At 63.5% G+C, this 16,186-nt stretch carries 15 protein-coding genes; 12 read left to right on the top strand and 3 right to left on the bottom strand.

Translation table 11 applies throughout. The features are described 5' to 3' along the window. Positions 1-14 precede the first annotated feature (14 nt). The 3 genes from EOB80_RS20635 to EOB80_RS20645 all read right to left on the bottom strand — a co-directional run bounded on the left by EOB80_RS20635 (position 15) and on the right by EOB80_RS20645 (position 2,239). Positions 15-374, bottom strand: a complete 360-nt coding sequence (locus EOB80_RS20635; RefSeq protein WP_127329369.1) for a lysozyme inhibitor LprI family protein — start codon at positions 372-374, stop codon at positions 15-17. Positions 375-689: 315 nt separating this feature from the next. Further along, positions 690-1,013 carry a hypothetical protein gene (locus tag EOB80_RS35415; RefSeq protein WP_245463624.1) on the bottom strand — a complete coding sequence of 108 codons (324 nt, stop codon included), beginning with the start codon at positions 1,011-1,013 and terminating at the stop codon, positions 690-692. A 71-nt stretch (positions 1,014-1,084) separates the two neighbouring features. Further along, the gene (locus EOB80_RS20645; protein WP_127329371.1) at positions 1,085-2,239 is read right to left on the bottom strand and encodes a dihydrodipicolinate synthase family protein; all 1,155 of its coding nucleotides are present in this window, start codon (positions 2,237-2,239) and stop codon (positions 1,085-1,087) included. A gap of 239 nt (positions 2,240-2,478) precedes the next feature. Between EOB80_RS20645 and EOB80_RS20650 the strand changes: the two genes are divergently transcribed. From EOB80_RS20650 to EOB80_RS20710, 12 genes are all read left to right on the top strand, one after another. Further along, positions 2,479-3,537 (top strand): LacI family DNA-binding transcriptional regulator, encoded by a 1,059-nt coding sequence (locus EOB80_RS20650; protein ID WP_127329373.1) that lies wholly within the window; start codon positions 2,479-2,481, stop codon positions 3,535-3,537. Further along, positions 3,534-5,135 (top strand): acyl CoA:acetate/3-ketoacid CoA transferase, encoded by a 1,602-nt coding sequence (locus EOB80_RS20655; protein WP_127329375.1) that lies wholly within the window; start codon positions 3,534-3,536, stop codon positions 5,133-5,135. The genes EOB80_RS20650 and EOB80_RS20655 overlap by 4 nt, the downstream gene beginning before the upstream one ends. Next, a complete protein-coding gene (locus EOB80_RS20660; protein WP_127329377.1) occupies positions 5,128-5,904 on the top strand; it encodes an enoyl-CoA hydratase/isomerase family protein in 777 nt (258 codons plus the stop codon). The genes EOB80_RS20655 and EOB80_RS20660 overlap by 8 nt, the downstream gene beginning before the upstream one ends. Before the next feature lie 10 nt (positions 5,905-5,914). After that, complete coding sequence (locus EOB80_RS20665) at positions 5,915-7,426, top strand: aldehyde dehydrogenase family protein (RefSeq protein WP_127329379.1); 1,512 nt, start codon at positions 5,915-5,917, stop codon at positions 7,424-7,426. A gap of 57 nt (positions 7,427-7,483) precedes the next feature. Further along, complete coding sequence (locus tag EOB80_RS20670; RefSeq protein ID WP_032900903.1) at positions 7,484-8,737, top strand: ABC transporter substrate-binding protein; 1,254 nt, start codon at positions 7,484-7,486, stop codon at positions 8,735-8,737. Between the two features lie 104 nt (positions 8,738-8,841). After that, positions 8,842-9,798 carry a sugar ABC transporter permease gene (locus EOB80_RS20675; RefSeq protein ID WP_024502750.1) on the top strand — a complete coding sequence of 319 codons (957 nt, stop codon included), beginning with the start codon at positions 8,842-8,844 and terminating at the stop codon, positions 9,796-9,798. Next, complete coding sequence (locus EOB80_RS20680; protein ID WP_127329381.1) at positions 9,795-10,739, top strand: carbohydrate ABC transporter permease; 945 nt, start codon at positions 9,795-9,797, stop codon at positions 10,737-10,739. The genes EOB80_RS20675 and EOB80_RS20680 overlap by 4 nt, the downstream gene beginning before the upstream one ends. A gap of 4 nt (positions 10,740-10,743) precedes the next feature. Next, entirely contained in the window at positions 10,744-11,859 is a 1,116-nt protein-coding gene (locus EOB80_RS20685; RefSeq protein WP_127319168.1) for an ABC transporter ATP-binding protein, read from the top strand. 88 nt (positions 11,860-11,947) lie between these two features. After that, on the top strand, positions 11,948-13,450 hold the full coding sequence (locus EOB80_RS20695) for a GMC family oxidoreductase (RefSeq protein ID WP_127329383.1): 1,503 nt from the start codon (positions 11,948-11,950) through the stop codon (positions 13,448-13,450). Continuing rightward, positions 13,447-14,208: a 3-ketoacyl-ACP reductase gene (locus tag EOB80_RS20700; protein ID WP_127319162.1), complete on the top strand. Its 762-nt coding sequence runs from the start codon at positions 13,447-13,449 to the stop codon at positions 14,206-14,208. Before EOB80_RS20695 ends, EOB80_RS20700 begins: the two co-directional genes overlap by 4 nt. A gap of 12 nt (positions 14,209-14,220) precedes the next feature. Then, positions 14,221-15,849: a choline dehydrogenase gene (locus EOB80_RS20705; RefSeq protein ID WP_127329385.1), complete on the top strand. Its 1,629-nt coding sequence runs from the start codon at positions 14,221-14,223 to the stop codon at positions 15,847-15,849. Positions 15,850-15,866: 17 nt separating this feature from the next. Then, on the top strand, positions 15,867-16,175 hold the full coding sequence (locus EOB80_RS20710; protein ID WP_127329387.1) for a Dabb family protein: 309 nt from the start codon (positions 15,867-15,869) through the stop codon (positions 16,173-16,175). The last annotated feature ends 11 nt before the right edge of the window (positions 16,176-16,186 follow it).

Genomic DNA, 16,186 nt, shown 5'->3' on the forward strand with positions numbered 1-16,186 from the left:
TTTGTCACTCCAGATCATTCTGATGGCACCGGGCAAGAGAGGTCACCCTCCTGGCAGTTCAGGTAGGCCCTCAACTGCCTGGTGCGAGCCTTGGTCAGTTCAGCTTGACAAGCAGCGGCAACCATCGGCGCCGCGGAGCCACCATCGTCACCGCTGGATTGAAATGTGCATTCGGCGTTGCGGAACGCAATCCACGCTCTCTGCGCTTTCACCAACCGCGCCTTGGCGTCGGAATCGTCCGTAAGCCGCTTCTGGATTTGCTTGAAGGTTTGGTTCAACGCCTGATCGGCTCTTTTGAAGTCCGAAGCTGGATCAGCCAGAGCCGCGGTGGCGGCGAACGACAGCATGGCGACGCCAGCAAGTAGAAAACGCATGATTGTATCCCCGGAGTGAAAACAACCACAAGTAAGCACGCATGGGGGCAGCCGACAAGCACCGAAAAACCGTATAGTAAGCAAAGGGTTGTCGGGTTCAACAACGCAGGACGGACGAGGCTGGGGCCGTGGGGTGATATGCGGGGAATGGCCGCCACAAGCTGACGTTGAGATTTGCCGTTTCGCCATTGTCGTGGGCGGCGCCGGCGAGTTTCGCAACCCGGTCCTGGCAGACCGGACGCCGGACGCAAACGCCGTCGCAGAAAGCTGTGCGCCCGTCCCGGTGCTGACCGGGACGGGCGACAGGCAATCAGATCATTGCGGCTCTGGATCAGGCGTATTTCCCGGCCTGTCGCCGCCGCCCTTGCCTTCACGGCAAGGCTCGCCGATGCCGCAGCATTTGCCGTTGTAGGTAACGCCGGGCTTCAGCTTGTCGCATTCCCTGGGAGCGGTTGTCTTGCAGCCGGCCAGCACCGAAACGGCGATGGCGGCCAAAAGGACGTTTCTTGAAACAGTAAACATCAGACGTTCTCCTTGATGGACCATGTTTGGACACATCGCTTGGTCGCGCCTCGGGAGAAATTGGTTCACAAGAAAATTGATGACGGCGGCGAAACCTTCCTCGCGGTCGTTCGACACCGGAGGCGCCTGGGCAGGCGCAGCAATCGCGTGGCGACGCGTCCTCTTCGACCGGTCAGCCTTTCCGCGCTTCAGATGCCCGCGACGGTGCAAAGGCTCTTCATTCTGGCTACCGCCAGATCGGGATCAGCGAGCAATCCTGCCTGGTCGGCAAGGCGGAACACGTCGGCATAGTGACGGATGCCGCGCGCCGACTGCATGCCGCCGACCATCGCAAAATGGTCCTGATGGCCGTTCAGCCAGGCCATGAAGACGATGCCGGCCTTGTAGTACTCGGTGGGCGCCTCGAAGATTTTTCGCGATAGCGGCACGGTCGGCGCCATCAAAGCGTCATAGCCGGCGCGATCGCCTTCCGCCAGTTTCGACAGCGCCGCGTTGGCGACCGGCGCAATCGCATCGAAAATACCGAGCAGTGCGTGCGAGTGTCTTTTCTCGTCGCCGGCGATCAGTTCGGGATAATTGAAATCGTCGCCAGTGAACATGACGACGCCGTCCGGCAGACGGTTCCTCAGCGCGACCTCCTTGCCGGCATCGAGCAGTGAGATTTTTATCCCCTCGACCTTGCCAATATGGCGTTCGATGATGGCAACCACTGTATCGAGAGCGGCCTCGAAATTCTCGCTGCCCCAATAGCCCCTGAGCGCCGGATCGAACATGTCGCCCAGCCAGTGCAGGATGACCTTGCCGGATGCTTGGGACAGGATGCGGTCGTAGACGCTGACATAGTCGTCCGGCCCCTTGGCAACTGCCGCCAGTGCCCGGCTGGCCATCATGATCGCCTTGCCGCCCAAGCCTTCGATGAAAGCGAATTGCCGCTCATAGGCGGTGACCACATCGTCCAGCGTCCTGGCGGCGGCGGGCGCCAGCTGGTCGGTCCCGGCACCCGAGGCGAGATCGGCGCCATCGACGGTGCGCGCCTCGGCGATCGAACGGCGGATCAATTCCTGCGCGTTTGCCCAGTCGAAACCCATGCCGCGCTGCGACGTGTCCATCGCTTCGGCGATGCGGAATCCCAACCGCCACAGATGGTGACGGAACGTCATCGTCCTGTCCCAGTCGACCACCGGCCTGGACCACGGATCGGTCATGGCAAGCGGATCGGCAACGACGTGCGCGGCGGCATAGGCGATACGCGAAAATCGCGCGCCGATGTCAGGCTGCACCGGTTCGCCGACCAGCGTGTACCGGGTGCTGCCGCCCCCCTCACCAGGCAAGGCAATGTCCATCGATCTCTCCCTTCGCAACGCTATTAAATGGAACGTTCCAATAAATCAAGAACCTTTAAGATTCGAATTCCACGGCGGGAAGAATGCTGCATCGCAACACAAAATCCTTGTAGAGCAAGCCGTTTGAGTACGCACAATCGACATTCGAGGCGCGGGAAAAATCCCGATTGACTCACGAGCGGAGCAGAGATTAGAACGTTCCAATAGTTTGGGCCTGCAGTCGGGGAGGATGCATCTGGATGGCCAACCGGGCCAAGGCGACGATATTCGACATCGCCCGCGAAGCAGGCGTGTCCAAATCGACGGTATCGCTCGTGCTCCAGGGCAGCGGGCTGATCCGGCCCGAAACAGCGAGCAAGGTGCGCAAGGCGATCGAGGATGTCGGTTACGTCTACAACCGCGGCGCCGCCAATCTGCGCAAGGCGCACTCCAATGTCATCGGCATGGTCATCAACGATCTCACCAATCCTTTCTTCGCAGAGCTGGCGGTCGGCATGGAACGCGTCTTCCAGTCCGCGGGCATCGTGCCGTTCATCGCCAACACGGCGGAAAATCCGGTGCGCCAGGAAGAAGTGCTGAAATCGCTGATGGAGCAAGGCGTCGCCGGCCTCATCGTCTCGCCGGCTCGCGGCACGACGCCGGGCGCCTTCAGGCGGATTGAGACGGCGGGGCTGCCGGTTGTCTTCGCCATGCGCCGGCTTCCCGAGAGCCGCATTCCGGTCATCGCGCCCGACAATCATCGCGGCGCCTATCTCGCCACCGCTCATCTGATCGGCAAGGGACATCGCAGGCTGGTCTTCTTCGGCGGTTCGTCCGACCTGGTGGTCTATCACGATCGGCTTGGCGGATTTCGCGAAGCCTGCGAGACGCAGGGCATCTCCGACCGCGACGCACTGGTCGTCGAGGGAGAGACCAGCCGCAGAGGCGGCATCGCGTGCCTCGAAACCGCTCTCGCAATGGCTGAACCGCCGACCGCGGCACTCTGCTTCAACGACGCCGTCGCCTTTGGCGCCATGCTGGCGCTGCGCAAGCGCGGACTTGAGCCGGGAGTTGATTTCGCCATCGTCGGGTTCGACGATGTGGCCGAGGCCGAACATTACATGCCGGCTCTGACCAGCGTCGCGGTGGACTCGGCCGGCCTCGGCGAACGCGCCGCCCATGTCATGCTGAAAATGATCCAGTCGCGCACCACGCGCGCTGAGGACCATATCGGCGCGGTCAATCTCGTGGTCAGGGAAAGCTGTGGCCCGGATCGCCGCACCCGAAACAGGACGGCCGGTTCGGGGAGCACGAATTGAGCAAGGTCGTTTCGGCAGCTCAGGCAGCGGGCCTGATCAAGGACGGCATGGTCGTATCCGTGTCGTCGTCGAGCGGTCTCGGCTGTCCCGACGCCGTGCTCGCCGCGATCGGCGAACGCTTCGATGGGGAAGGCCACCCAAAAAATATCACCACGCTGCACCCGATCGCCGCCGGCGACATGTACGGCATCAAAGGCATCGACCATCTGGCCAAGCCGGGACTGCTGAAGCGTACTTTGTGCGGCTCCTACCCGTCCGGCCCCTCCTCTTCCGAACCGCCGCAGATATGGAAGATGATCGGCGACAATTCGGTGGCCGCCTACAACGTGCCGTCCGGCATCCTGTTCGACATGCACCGCGAAGCGGCCGCCAAGCGGCCGGGCGTGCTGACCAAGGTCGGCCTCGACACCTTCGCCGACCCGCGCCACCAGGGCTGCGCCATGAACGCCGCCGCAAGCGAGCCGATCGTTTCGGTGCAGCAGTTCGACGGCGAGGAATGGCTCTATTTTCGCTCCATCGTGCCGCAGGTCTCGATCATTCGCGCCACGTCGGCCGACGAGCGCGGCAACCTCACCTACGAGCATGAGGGCGCCTATCTCGGTGGCCTCGAACAGGCGCTCGCCGCCCGTAACAATGGCGGCATCGTTATCGCGCAGGTCAAGCGCGTCGTCGAAAACGGTACGCTGAAACCGCATGACGTGCGCGTGCCGGGAGTCCTGGTGGACCATATCGTCGTCGCGCCCGACCAGTTGCAGACGACGCTGACACCCTATGACCCGGCGATCTCCGGAGAAATCTTCCGGCCGCTGTCGAGCTTCCGCACGCCGGAGATGAACGTCCAGAAAGTGATCGCGCGCCGCGTCGCCATGGAGTTGCGCGACGGCATGGCCGTCAACATCGGCTTCGGCATTTCCGCCAATGTCCCGCGCATCCTTCTCGAGGAAGGACAGCATGGCAAGATTACCTGGGTGATCGAACAGGGCGCGGTCGGCGGCGTGCCGCTGCTCGACTTCAAATTCGGCTGTTCGTCGAACGCCGACGCCTTCATGCCCTCGCCGCACCAGTTCATCTATTTCCAGGCGGGCGGCTTCGACGCCTCGCTATTGTCTTTCCTGCAGATCGACCGCCATGGCTCGGTCAATGTCTCGAAGCTTTCGGCGCGCCCGCATGTCACGGCTGGCGCCGGCGGCTTTGTCGACATCACCGCGCGGGCGAAGAAGATCGTGTTTTCCGGCTTCTTCAACGCCGGGGCAAAACTCTCATTGGCCGATGGCGGCATCCGCATCGATCAGGAGGGCAAGGTCAAGAAGGTGGTCAACGAAGTCGAGCACATCTCGTTTTCGGGCAAGCGCGCAGTCGCGCAGGGACAGGACATCACCTATGTCACCGAACGCTGCGTGATGAGGCTGACGCCGGAGGGCCTGGTCGTCACAGAACTCGCACCCGGCATCGATCTGCAGCGCGATGTGCTGGCGCAGTCGGAAATTCCGTTGGGCATTGCCAAGGACCTCAAGACGACACCGGCAGCCCTCTATCAGGAGCAACCGATAGGCCTGTCGCTGAATGGCGGCGCCTCGCTTGGAGGCGCGCATGGCTGAGCACCTCGTCACCTTTGAAACCGACGGCGCCATCGGCGTCGTCACGCTGCGCCGGCCGGAGAAATTCAACGCGCTGGACATTCCGATGCTGCGCGCGTTGGAGACGGCGCTTGACGCGGCCGAGATGGCCGAGGGCGTCCGCGTCGTGCTGCTGCGCGGCGAAGGCAAGGGATTTTGCGCCGGTGGCGATGTTGAAGCCTGGGCGCGGATGAGTGCCGCCGATTTCCAGGTGCAATGGGTACGCTACGGCCACCGCGTCTTCGACCGGCTGGCGCGGCTCAGGCAGCCGACCATCGCCGTTTTGTCGGGCCATGCACTGGGCGGCGGGCTGGAGCTGGCTGTGGCTTGTGATTTTCGCGTGGCGGAAACACAGGTGAAACTGGGCTTCCCCGAAACCTCGATCGGTGTCGTACCCGGCTGGTCAGGCACGCAACGCGCCGTGCGCCGCTTCGGCACGCAGACGGTGCGCCGCATGGCGCTCGGCGGCGAGATCTTTCTCGCCCCCGAGGCACTCGCTCTGGGCATCGTCGACCGGGTGGTCGCGACTGGCAAGGCATACGACGAAGCAAGGGCGTGGGCGGAAAAGATCGCCGAGCGCGGCCCGCTGGCGACCGAATCCGCCAAGCTGATGATCGCGGTCGCCGAAGGCGAGGAAAGTGCCGCCGCCACCGAAGCGCTGGCCAGCGGCTTCATCGCCCTGACCGGAGATCTCAAGGCCGGCGTCGATGCCTTCAAGGCCAAGCAGAAGCCGGCCTTTTCGAGATCCTAGAGGAAAACAGATGAACGCCCCACTCAAGATCGCCATGCCGGCCGAGGCGGCTGCGGCGCCGAAAGCGTACAGGCTGCTGATCGACGGCAAGCATGTCGATGCCCGCGACGGCCGCACGATTGCTCGAAATAGCCCCGGCCACGGCTTCACCGTCTCGCACTACGCACAGGCGGGCGCGGCCGAAGTGGAAGCCGCTGTGCAGGCCGCCCACAAGGCGTTCGAGACCGGTCCATGGCCCCGGATGAAGGCGGCCGAGCGTGCCGCGATCCTGCTCAAGACGGCCGACCTGATCGAGGCGCGGCTGGAAGACATCGCCCGGCTCGATGCACTGGAATCGGGCAAGCCGATCGCCCAGGCGCGCGGCGAGATCGGCGGCGCCGTCGACATTTGGCGCTATGCCGCCTCGCTTGCCCGCACGCTGCATGGTGAATCCTACGCCAATCTCGGCGATGCCATGCTGGGCGTCGTCCTGCGCGAACCGATCGGCGTCGTCTCGATCATCACCCCATGGAATTTCCCGTTCCTGATCGTCAGCCAGAAACTGCCCTTCGCGCTCGCCGCCGGCTGCACGGCGGTGGTCAAGCCGAGCGAAATGACCTCGGCCTCGACCTTTGTGCTCGGCGATATCCTGCTGCAGGCCGGCCTGCCCGCCGGCGTCGTCAACATCCTGGCCGGGCTTGGCGCCGACGTCGGCGCGCCGATGGTCAGCCATCCGCTGGTCGAGATGGTCTCGTTCACCGGCTCCACCCGCGTCGGCAAGATGACGATGGCGGCCGCCGCGCAGTCGCTGAAGAAAGTCTCGATGGAGCTCGGCGGCAAGAACGGCCAGATCGTCTTCCCGGACGCCGACCTCGAAGCGGCCGCCGATGCGGCGGTGTTCGGCGGCTTCTTCAATGCCGGCGAGTGCTGCAATGCCGGCAGCCGGCTGATCGTGCACGAGGCGATCGCCGACGATTTTCTCAGCACCGTCAAGGCGCTTGCCGCCAGGGTCACGGTCGGCGATCCGCTCGATGACCAAACCAAGGTCGGCGCGATGATCTCGTCCGGCCATCTGAAGAAGGTGGCCGGCTATGTTTCTGCCGCTGAAGGCGACGGCAGCCAGGTTTACAGCGGAGGCAAGCAATTGGCCTCCAATGTCGGCCAATACCTCGATCCCACCATCATCCGCGGCGTCACCGAGGAGATGGCCATAGCGCGCGAGGAAGTGTTCGGACCGGTGCTCTCGGTGCTGACTTTTGAATCGATTGAAAAGGCGTTGCACATCGCCAACAACACGCCCTATGGTTTGTCGGCGGGCGTGTGGAGCGCCAGCATCGACACTTGCATGTCGGTCGCGCGTGGAGTGCGTTCGGGAACCGTTTGGGTGAACACATTCATGGAAGGTTATCCCGAGCTGCCTTTCGGAGGCTACAAGCAGTCCGGTCTCGGACGCGAACTCGGCAAACGCGCCGTCGAGGACTATACCGAGGAAAAGACAATCCAGTTTCATCGCGGCCTGCGCACCGGGTGGTGGGTCGGCTGAGTTGAGAAGAACCCGGTGGGCTTCACCGGTCGTGTAATGCAACAAGGGAGGTAGTACATGTTGCGCAAACTGCTTATCGGAACCGCTCTCGCATCCGGCCTGGCTTTCGCGGCCCACGCCGAGGACGTCAAGGAAGTGCAGATGCTGCATTGGTGGACGTCGGGCGGCGAAGCGGCTGCTCTCAACGTCCTTAAGGGCGATCTGGCCAAGGAAGGCTATGCCTGGAAGGACGTGCCGGTGGCCGGCGGCGGCGGCGATGCCGCCATGACCGCGCTGAAGGCGATGGTCGCGGCCGGCAATTATCCGACCGCCTCGCAGATGCTCGGCTATACCGTGCTCGACTACGCCGCTGCCGGCGTCATGGGCGACCTGACCGAAACGGCGAAGAAGGAAGGCTGGGACAAGTCCGTTCCGGCAGCCCTGCAGAAGTTTTCGGTCTATGACGGCAAGTGGGTCGCGGCGCCGGTCAACGTTCACTCGGTCAACTGGCTGTGGATCAACAAGGCCGTCCTGGACAAGATCGGCGGCACCGAGCCGAAGACCTTCGACGACTTCGTTGCCCTGCTCGACAAGGCCAAGGCGGCAGGGGTGATCCCGCTCGCTCTCGGCGGCCAGAACTGGCAGGAAGCCACCATGTTCGACTCCGTCGTGCTGTCGACCGGCGGACCTGAGTTCTACAAGAAGGCCTTCAACGACCTCGACGACGCCTCCCTGAAGTCCGACACGATGAAGAAGTCGTTCGACAATTTGGCCAAGCTCGTCACCTATGTCGACCCCAACTTTTCCGGCCGCGACTGGAACCTTGCCACCGCCATGGTCATCAAGGGGGACGCCCTGGTGCAGGTCATGGGTGACTGGGCCAAGGGCGAGTTCAACGCCGCCAAGAAAACGCCGGGCACCGACTTCCTCTGCTATCGCTTCCCGGGCACCGACGGCTCGGTGATCTACAACTCCGACATGTTCGGCATGTTCAACGTTCCGGACGACCGCAAGGCCGCCCAGGTCGCGCTGGCCACCGCCACCCTGTCGAAGAGCTTCCAGTCGGCCTTCAACGTCGTCAAGGGTTCGGTTCCGGCCCGCACCGACGTTCCGGACACCGACTTCGACGCTTGCGGCAAGAAGGGCATCGCCGACCTGAAGGCAGCCAACGAAGGCGGCACGCTGTTCGGCTCGCTGGCCCAGGGCTATGGCGCGCCCCCGGCGGTCGCCAATGCCTATAAGGATGTCGTCTCCAAATTCGTCCATGGTCAGATCAAGACCTCGGACGAGGCCGTGACCGAGCTGGTCAAGGCGATCGACGACGCCAAGTAAGCGCCACGCGCCAAAAACGCCTTCCCCGCTCCGGCGGGGAAGGCCCAGATCCGCGAACTTGGATCCGCGAAGCTGGTTGGCCGCGAGTCGACGGGAGGAGCCCCATGAGCACGGTAGCGACAAGCCAGATCAAGCTGACGCCGGAGCATGCGCGGCCACGCGCCTCGGTGCGCTCACGCCTGCAGGACGCATTGCCGAAGATCGTGCTGGCGCCCAGCTTCGCCATCACCATCGTCTTCGTCTACGGCTTCATCCTGTGGACGATCTATCTGTCCTTCACCAATTCCAAGACCTTTCCATCCTATGTCCTGACCGGCTCGCGCGCCTATCAGCGGCTGTGGGGCTGGACCTTCGACACCGACCCGCCGTCGAGCTGGTACACGTCGATCACCAATATGGGTATTTTCGGTTTCCTCTACATCGCCATCTGCCTGGCGCTCGGCCTGTTCCTGGCCATCCTGCTCGACCAGAAGATCCGCGGCGAAGGCGTGCTGAGGCCGATCTATCTCTACCCGATGGCGCTGTCCTTCATCGTCACCGGCGTCGCCTGGAAATGGTTCCTCGATCCCGGCCTCGGCCTCGAGCAGACCTTGCATCAATGGGGCTGGACGAGCTTCCATTTCGACTGGATCAAGAACAAGGATTTCGTCATCTACACGGTGGTCATTGCCGGCGTCTGGCAGGCCTCCGGCTTCATCATGGCGATGTTCCTGGCCGGCCTGCGCGGCATCGACGGCGAGATCATGAAGGCGGCGCAGATCGACGGCGCCACCACCTTCCAGCTCTACCGCCGCATCGTCATCCCGCTGCTGCGGCCGATCTTCCTGTCGGCTTTCATCGTGCTCGCGCATCTCGCCATCAAGTCCTACGATCTGGTCGTAGCCCTGACCAGCGGCGGCCCCGGCGGCTCGGCCTGGCTGCCCTCCAACTTCATGTATGAGTACACGTTCAAGCGCAACGAAATGGCCGTCGGCTCGGCCAGTGCGGTGATCATGCTGATGACCATCGTCGCAATCATCGTGCCCTATCTCTATTCGGAACTGCGGGAGAAGCCGCGATGAGCGCCGTCACCATTCCCGCCCGCCAGGCCTCCGGCGGCGTCAACGTCAAGGTTATCAATCGCATCGTCATCTACGGGCTGCTGGCGCTGTTTGCGCTGTTCTACCTGATGCCGCTGTTCGTCATGCTGGTGACCTCGTTCAAGACCATGGACGAGATCCAGAACGGCAACATGCTGGCGCTGCCCAGGGCGCCGACCTTCGACCCCTGGCTGAAGGCCTGGGGCGAGACCTGCGTCGGCCTCACCTGCGCCGGCATCAAGGGCTATTTCTGGAACTCCATCAAGATGGTGATCCCGGCCGTGCTGATCTCGACGATGCTCGGCGCGCTTAACGGCTACGTCCTGACCAAATGGCGTTTCCGCGGCGCAACGCTGGTGTTCGGGCTGATGCTGTTCGCCTGCTTCATCCCGTTCCAGTCGGTGCTGCTGCCGATGGCGACCATCCTCGGCAGCCTCGGCCGCTTCGGGGTCACGCTGCAGAATGCAACGGGAACCAGCTTTGGCCTCGGCAATCCGACCGTCAATCTGGTTTTCGTCCACGTCGTCTACGGCATCGGCTTCACCACGCTGTTCTTCCGCAACTACTACGAGGCGTTCCCCACCGAACTGGTCAAGGCGGCACAGGTCGACGGCGCATCCTTCTTCCAGATCTTCCGCCGCATCATGCTGCCGAACTCGATGCCGATCTTCGTCGTCACCGTCATCTATCAGTTCACCAACATCTGGAACGACTTCCTGTTCGCCTCGGCTTACGCCGGCACTGGCGACGCGATGCCTATGACGGTGGCGCTCAACAACGTCGTCAACACGTCGACCGGCGTCGTCGAATACAACGTCAACATGGCCGCCGCGATGATCGCGGCACTGCCCACCCTTCTCGTCTATGTGCTCGCCGGCCGCTATTTCGTGCGCGGTCTGATGGCGGGCGCCGTCAAAGGATAATCCGATGGCTTTTCTGGAAATTGATGGTTTGAGGAAGCGCTTCGGCCAGGTCGAGATCCTGAAGGGGATCGATGTCGAGCTCGAGAAAGGCGGCTTCCTGGTGCTGGTCGGCCCTTCCGGCTGCGGCAAGTCGACCTTGCTCAACACCATCGCCGGCCTGGAGACGATCACCTCGGGCGAAATCCGGGTCGACGGCCGCACCATCAACGATCTGCATCCTTCCAAGCGCGACATCGCCATGGTTTTCCAGAGCTACGCGCTCTACCCCAACATGACGGTGGCCGGAAACATCTCCTTCGGCATGGAGATGCGCGGCGTGCCGGCGGCGGAGCGCCAGAAGGCCATCGACAAGGTGGCCAAGGTGCTGCAGATCGGCCACCTCTTGCAGCGCAAGCCGAGCCAGCTTTCCGGCGGCCAGCGCCAGCGCGTCGCCATGGGCCGGGCGCTGGTGCGCGACCCAAAACTGTTCCTGTTCGACGAGCCCTTGTCCAACCTCGACGCCAAGCTGCGTGTCGACATGCGCATCGAAATCAAGCGCCTGCATGCCACCACCGGCACCACCATCGTCTACGTCACACACGACCAGATCGAGGCGATGACGCTGGCCACCAAGATCGCGGTCATGCGCGATGGCGAGGTGCAGCAGTTCGGTACGCCGGCCGAAATTTACAACAACCCGAGCAATCTCTTCGTCGCCGATTTCATGGGCTCGCCGGCGATGAACCTGATCCCGGCGACGATCGGCACGTCAGGCAACGCGCTGTCCGTCGTGCTGCAGCGCGAAACACGAGAGCCGATCTCGCTGCCGATGGCCAATGCACCGGCCGGCCTGTCGGCATTCCAGGGCAAGCCGATCATCTTCGGTGTCCGCCCCGAAGCCCTGACCGATCCGGAAGGTGCCGAGCGCAACGCTTCGCACATCGCCACCGCCGACTGTCACATCGAGGTCGTCGAACCGGCCGGCTCGGACACTTTCGCCGTCACCAATCTCGGCGGCAAGGGCGTGGTGGCGCGGCTGCGCGCCGACGCCAACATCCAGCCGGGCACCAACACGCCGCTTGCCTTCAACCTGACCAAGGCGGTGTTCTTCGACCCGGCGACCGAGACCCGTATTCGCTAATGTATGTCGCCCAAAAGTGGATCCGGTTTTGGGGCAACGACATGCATCAAAACAAAAAACTAAAGCGCGTCGGGACGCGATTTAGGCCATGACAAATCCGGACATCGTCATCATCGGCTCCGGCATCGGCGGCGCTACGATCGCTTCCGGCCTTGCCGGCAGCGGCGCCTCGATCCTGATGCTGGAGCGCGGCGAGCCGTTGCCGGCGACGCCGCACGCGCGCGACACGCGCTCGATCTTCGTCGACGGCCATTACAGGCCGAAGGAGATGTGGCGTGAGGCCGGCGGCGCCGCCTTCAACCCCGGCAATTATTACTATGTCGGCGGCAATTCGAAGTTCTACGGCGCGGTGCTGATCCGCTACCGCAAGGAGGACTTTGCGGCCATGGAGCATTTCGGCGGAGTCTCTCCGGCATGGCCGTTCACCTATGACGAATTCGAGCCCTGGTATTCGAAAGCCGAACAGCTGTTTCGCGTGCGCGGTGCACTGGGCGAGGATCCGACCGAGCCGTTCCATTCGGTCCCCTACGCCTACAAGCCGGTGCCCGACGAGGCACCGATCGCCCGCGCCCGCGCCGAGCTGAAAAGCCTCGGCCTGCATCCGGCCTCGCTGCCGCTCGGTGTCGACATCGACACCTGGCTGAAAGACGGCAAGACCGGCTGGGATGCTTTCCCGAACACCGGCCAAGGCAAGGTCGACGCACAAACGGGACCGCTGACGGCGGCCCTCACCGACCAGAACATCAAGCTCGAAACCGGCGCCCACGTCGAATATCTCGAAGCCTCGGCGGACGGCACGACGATATCAGCCATTCACTACCGGCAGAATGGCGAGCTGAAGAAAGTATCGCCGAAGCTGGTCATCCTCTCGGCCGGCGCGGTCAACTCCGCCGTCATCCTGCTGCGCTCGCCCACATCGGATGGCAAAGGCCTAGCCAACCGCTCCGACCAGGTCGGCCGCAATTTCATGAACCACAATTCCAGCGCCATGCTGGCGATCGACCCGCGCCGTCGCAACGATGCCGTCTACCAGAAGACCTTGATGCTGAACGACTATTACCTGTCCGACGGCAAGGGCGGCAAGCCGCTCGGCAATGTCCAGCTTCTGGGAAAGATCGACGGCAACATGCTGCGGGCCAATGTCAAATACACGCCGGGATTCGCGCTCGATTTCATGGCCGGCCACGCCGTCGACTGGTACCTGATGTGCGAGGATCTGCCCGATCCGGAAAGCCGCATCATGGTCGACGGCAAGGACATCGTCATGCAATGGCGGCGCTCCAACATGCGGTCGCTCGACGGGCTGACCAAGGTGATGCGCGAGAACTTCCGCGCCTGCGGTTATCCCCTAGTGCTGTCGCGCCCCTTCGACAAACGCACGCCGTCGCACCAATGCGGCACGGTCAAGATGGGCGACGATCCGGCGACCGCGGCGCTCGACCCTTACTGCCGCTCCTTCGACCACCGGAACCTGTTCGTCGTCGACGCCGGTTTCCTGCCGAACTCGGCCGCGGTCAATCCGGCGCTATCGATTGCAGCCCAGGCGCTGCGTGTCGCCGATCATATTCGCAAGGTGGAGCTTACGGCATGACCCGCCCTGCGGCCATCGTCACAGGCGGCGCGCGGGGCATTGGCCTTGCCTGTGCCCAGGCGCTGGCGGATGGCGGCTACGATATTCTGGTCGCCGACCTTGCCGAAACAGCCGCTGACGGACTTGCCGCCGACATCACCAAGCGTGGCGCGAAATTTGCCAACATCCAGTGCGACATCGCCGATCTCGCCAGCCACACCGCACTTGTCGATGCCGCGATGCGCACCTTCGGCCGCATCGACTGCCTGGTCAACAATGCCGGCGTCGGCGCCGTGGTGCGCGGTGACCTCTTGGACCTCGAGCCGGAGAATTTCGACCGCACGCTCGGCATCAATCTGCGCGGCACCGTGTTCCTCAGCCAGGCCGTCGCCAAGGCGATGCTGGCTGCGCCAGGCGATCACCAGAGGTCGATCATCACCATCACCTCGGTCAGCGCCGAAATGGCATCGCCGGAGCGGCCGGACTACTGCATCTCGAAAGCCGGCCTTTCAATGTGGGTGAAGAACCTGGCACTGCGGCTTGCGCCCGAAAATATCGGCGTGTTCGAGGTCCGGCCAGGCATCATCCGCACCGATATGACATCAGGCGTGACCGCCAAATATGACGCCCTCATCGACGGCGGTCTGGTGCCAGCCAAACGCTGGGGCGAGGCTTCCGACATCGGCGCGGTGGTGGCGACGCTCGCCGACGGCAAGCTCGGCTTTTCGACCGGCTCGATCATCAATGTCGACGGCGCGCTCTCCGTGCCGCGGCTGTAAGTGGACAGTGTCATGACCGACTACATCATCGTGGGCGCCGGTCCGGCCGGCTGCGTTCTGGCCAACCGGCTGAGCGAGAATCCGGCAAATTCGGTCCTGCTGCTGGAAGCCGGCGGTAAGGACTGGCATCCCTACATCCACATGCCGGCAGGCTTCGCCAAGATGACCAAAGGCATCGCCTCCTGGGGCTGGTCGACCGTGCCGCAGAAGCACATGAAGGATCGCGTCTTCTGGTACACGCAGGCCAAGGTTGTCGGCGGCGGCTCGTCCATCAACGCCCAGATCTATACACGCGGCAACGCCCGCGATTACGACGCCTGGGAGAAGGAAGAGGGCCTCGCCGGCTGGGGCTATCGCGATGTGTTGCCCTATTTCAAACGCGCTGAGAACAACCAGCGCTACGCCAACGATTTTCACGGCGACCAGGGGCCGCTCGGCGTCTCGAACCCGATTGCGCCGTTGCCGATCTGCGAAGCCTATTTCCGTGCCGGCCAGGAGATGGGCATCCCCTTCAACTCGGACTTCAACGGCGCTGCCCAGGAAGGCGTCGGCTACTACCAGCTGACCCAGAAGGATGCCCGGCGCTCGTCCGCTTCAGTCGCCTATTTGAAGCCGATCCGCGCCCGCAAGAACCTGACCGTCCGAACCGATGTGCTGGTGACGCGCATCGTCGTCGAGAAGGGCCGCGCCATCGGCGTCGAATTGGTCGACAGGCCAGGCGGCGAGAAGAAAATCCTGCACGCCGAACGCGAGGTGATCGTCTCGTCCGGCGCCATCGGCTCGCCGAAACTCCTGATGCAGTCGGGCATCGGCCCCGCGGACCATCTGAAGTCGGTCGGCGTCACGCCGGTGCACGACCTGCCCGGCGTCGGCTCCAACATGCAGGACCATCTCGATCTGTTCGTCATCGCCGAATGCACCGGCGATCACACCTATGACAACTACGCCAAGCTGCACCGCACGGCCTGGGCCGGCCTGCAATATCTGCTGCTGAAGAAGGGGCCGGTGGCCTCCAGCCTGTTCGAGACCGGCGGCTTCTGGTACGCCGATCCGACAGCCGCCTCGCCCGACATCCAGTTCCATCTCGGTCTGGGCTCGGGTATCGAGGCCGGCGTCGAGAAGCTGAACAATCCCGGCGTCACTTTGAACTCGGCCTTCCTGCGGCCGCGCTCGCGCGGCACGGTGCGGCTGAAGAGCGCCGACCCGGCCGACCACCCGCTGATTGATCCGAACTACTGGTCCGATCCCTATGACCGCGCCATGTCGATCAAGGGGCTGCGGCTGGCCCGCGAGATCATGCGGCAGAAGGCGCTTGCCCCTTACGTGCTGCGCGAGGTGCTGCCCGGTCCGTCACTCGCCAGCGACGACGAGCTGTTCGACTATGCCTGCCGCAGTTCCAAGACCGACCACCATCCGGTCGGCACCTGCCGCATGGGCCATGACGAGATGGCTGTCGTGACGCCGGATCTGCGGCTGCGCGGCATCGAGGGCCTGCGCGTCTGCGACGCCTCGGTGATGCCGCGCGTGCCTTCATCCAACACCAATGCACCGACCATCATGGTCGGTGAAAAGGGCGCCGACCTGGTCCTTGGCCGCGAGCCGCTGCCGCCGGCGGTGTTTTCCGGAAACCGGGCTGCTTAGCCACTGAGGGGTAAGACATGATTAGGCACTGTGTTTTCGCCAAGTTTCGCAACGATGTTGCCGCCGCCGAGCGCATGGCGATCCATTCCGATCTCGGGGCGCTTCGACAGGTGATCGACGGCATGGACGCCGTAAAATTCAGCGCCAATGTCAGCCCGGAGCCGTTCGCACGCGGCTTCACCCACGGCTTCACCATCGATTTCCGCGATGCCGCCGCGCGCGATGCCTATCTTGTGCATGAAGCGCACCAGCGCGCCGGCGCGCGCCTGGTCGCTGCCCTGGAAGGCGGCACGGACGGGCTGCTGGTGTTTGATCTCGAAATCTAGACCTCATTCTC

Origin of the sequence: Mesorhizobium sp. M7A.F.Ca.MR.245.00.0.0 (assembly GCF_003997415.1) — a bacterium.
Taxonomy (GTDB): Bacteria; Pseudomonadota; Alphaproteobacteria; order Rhizobiales; family Rhizobiaceae; genus Mesorhizobium.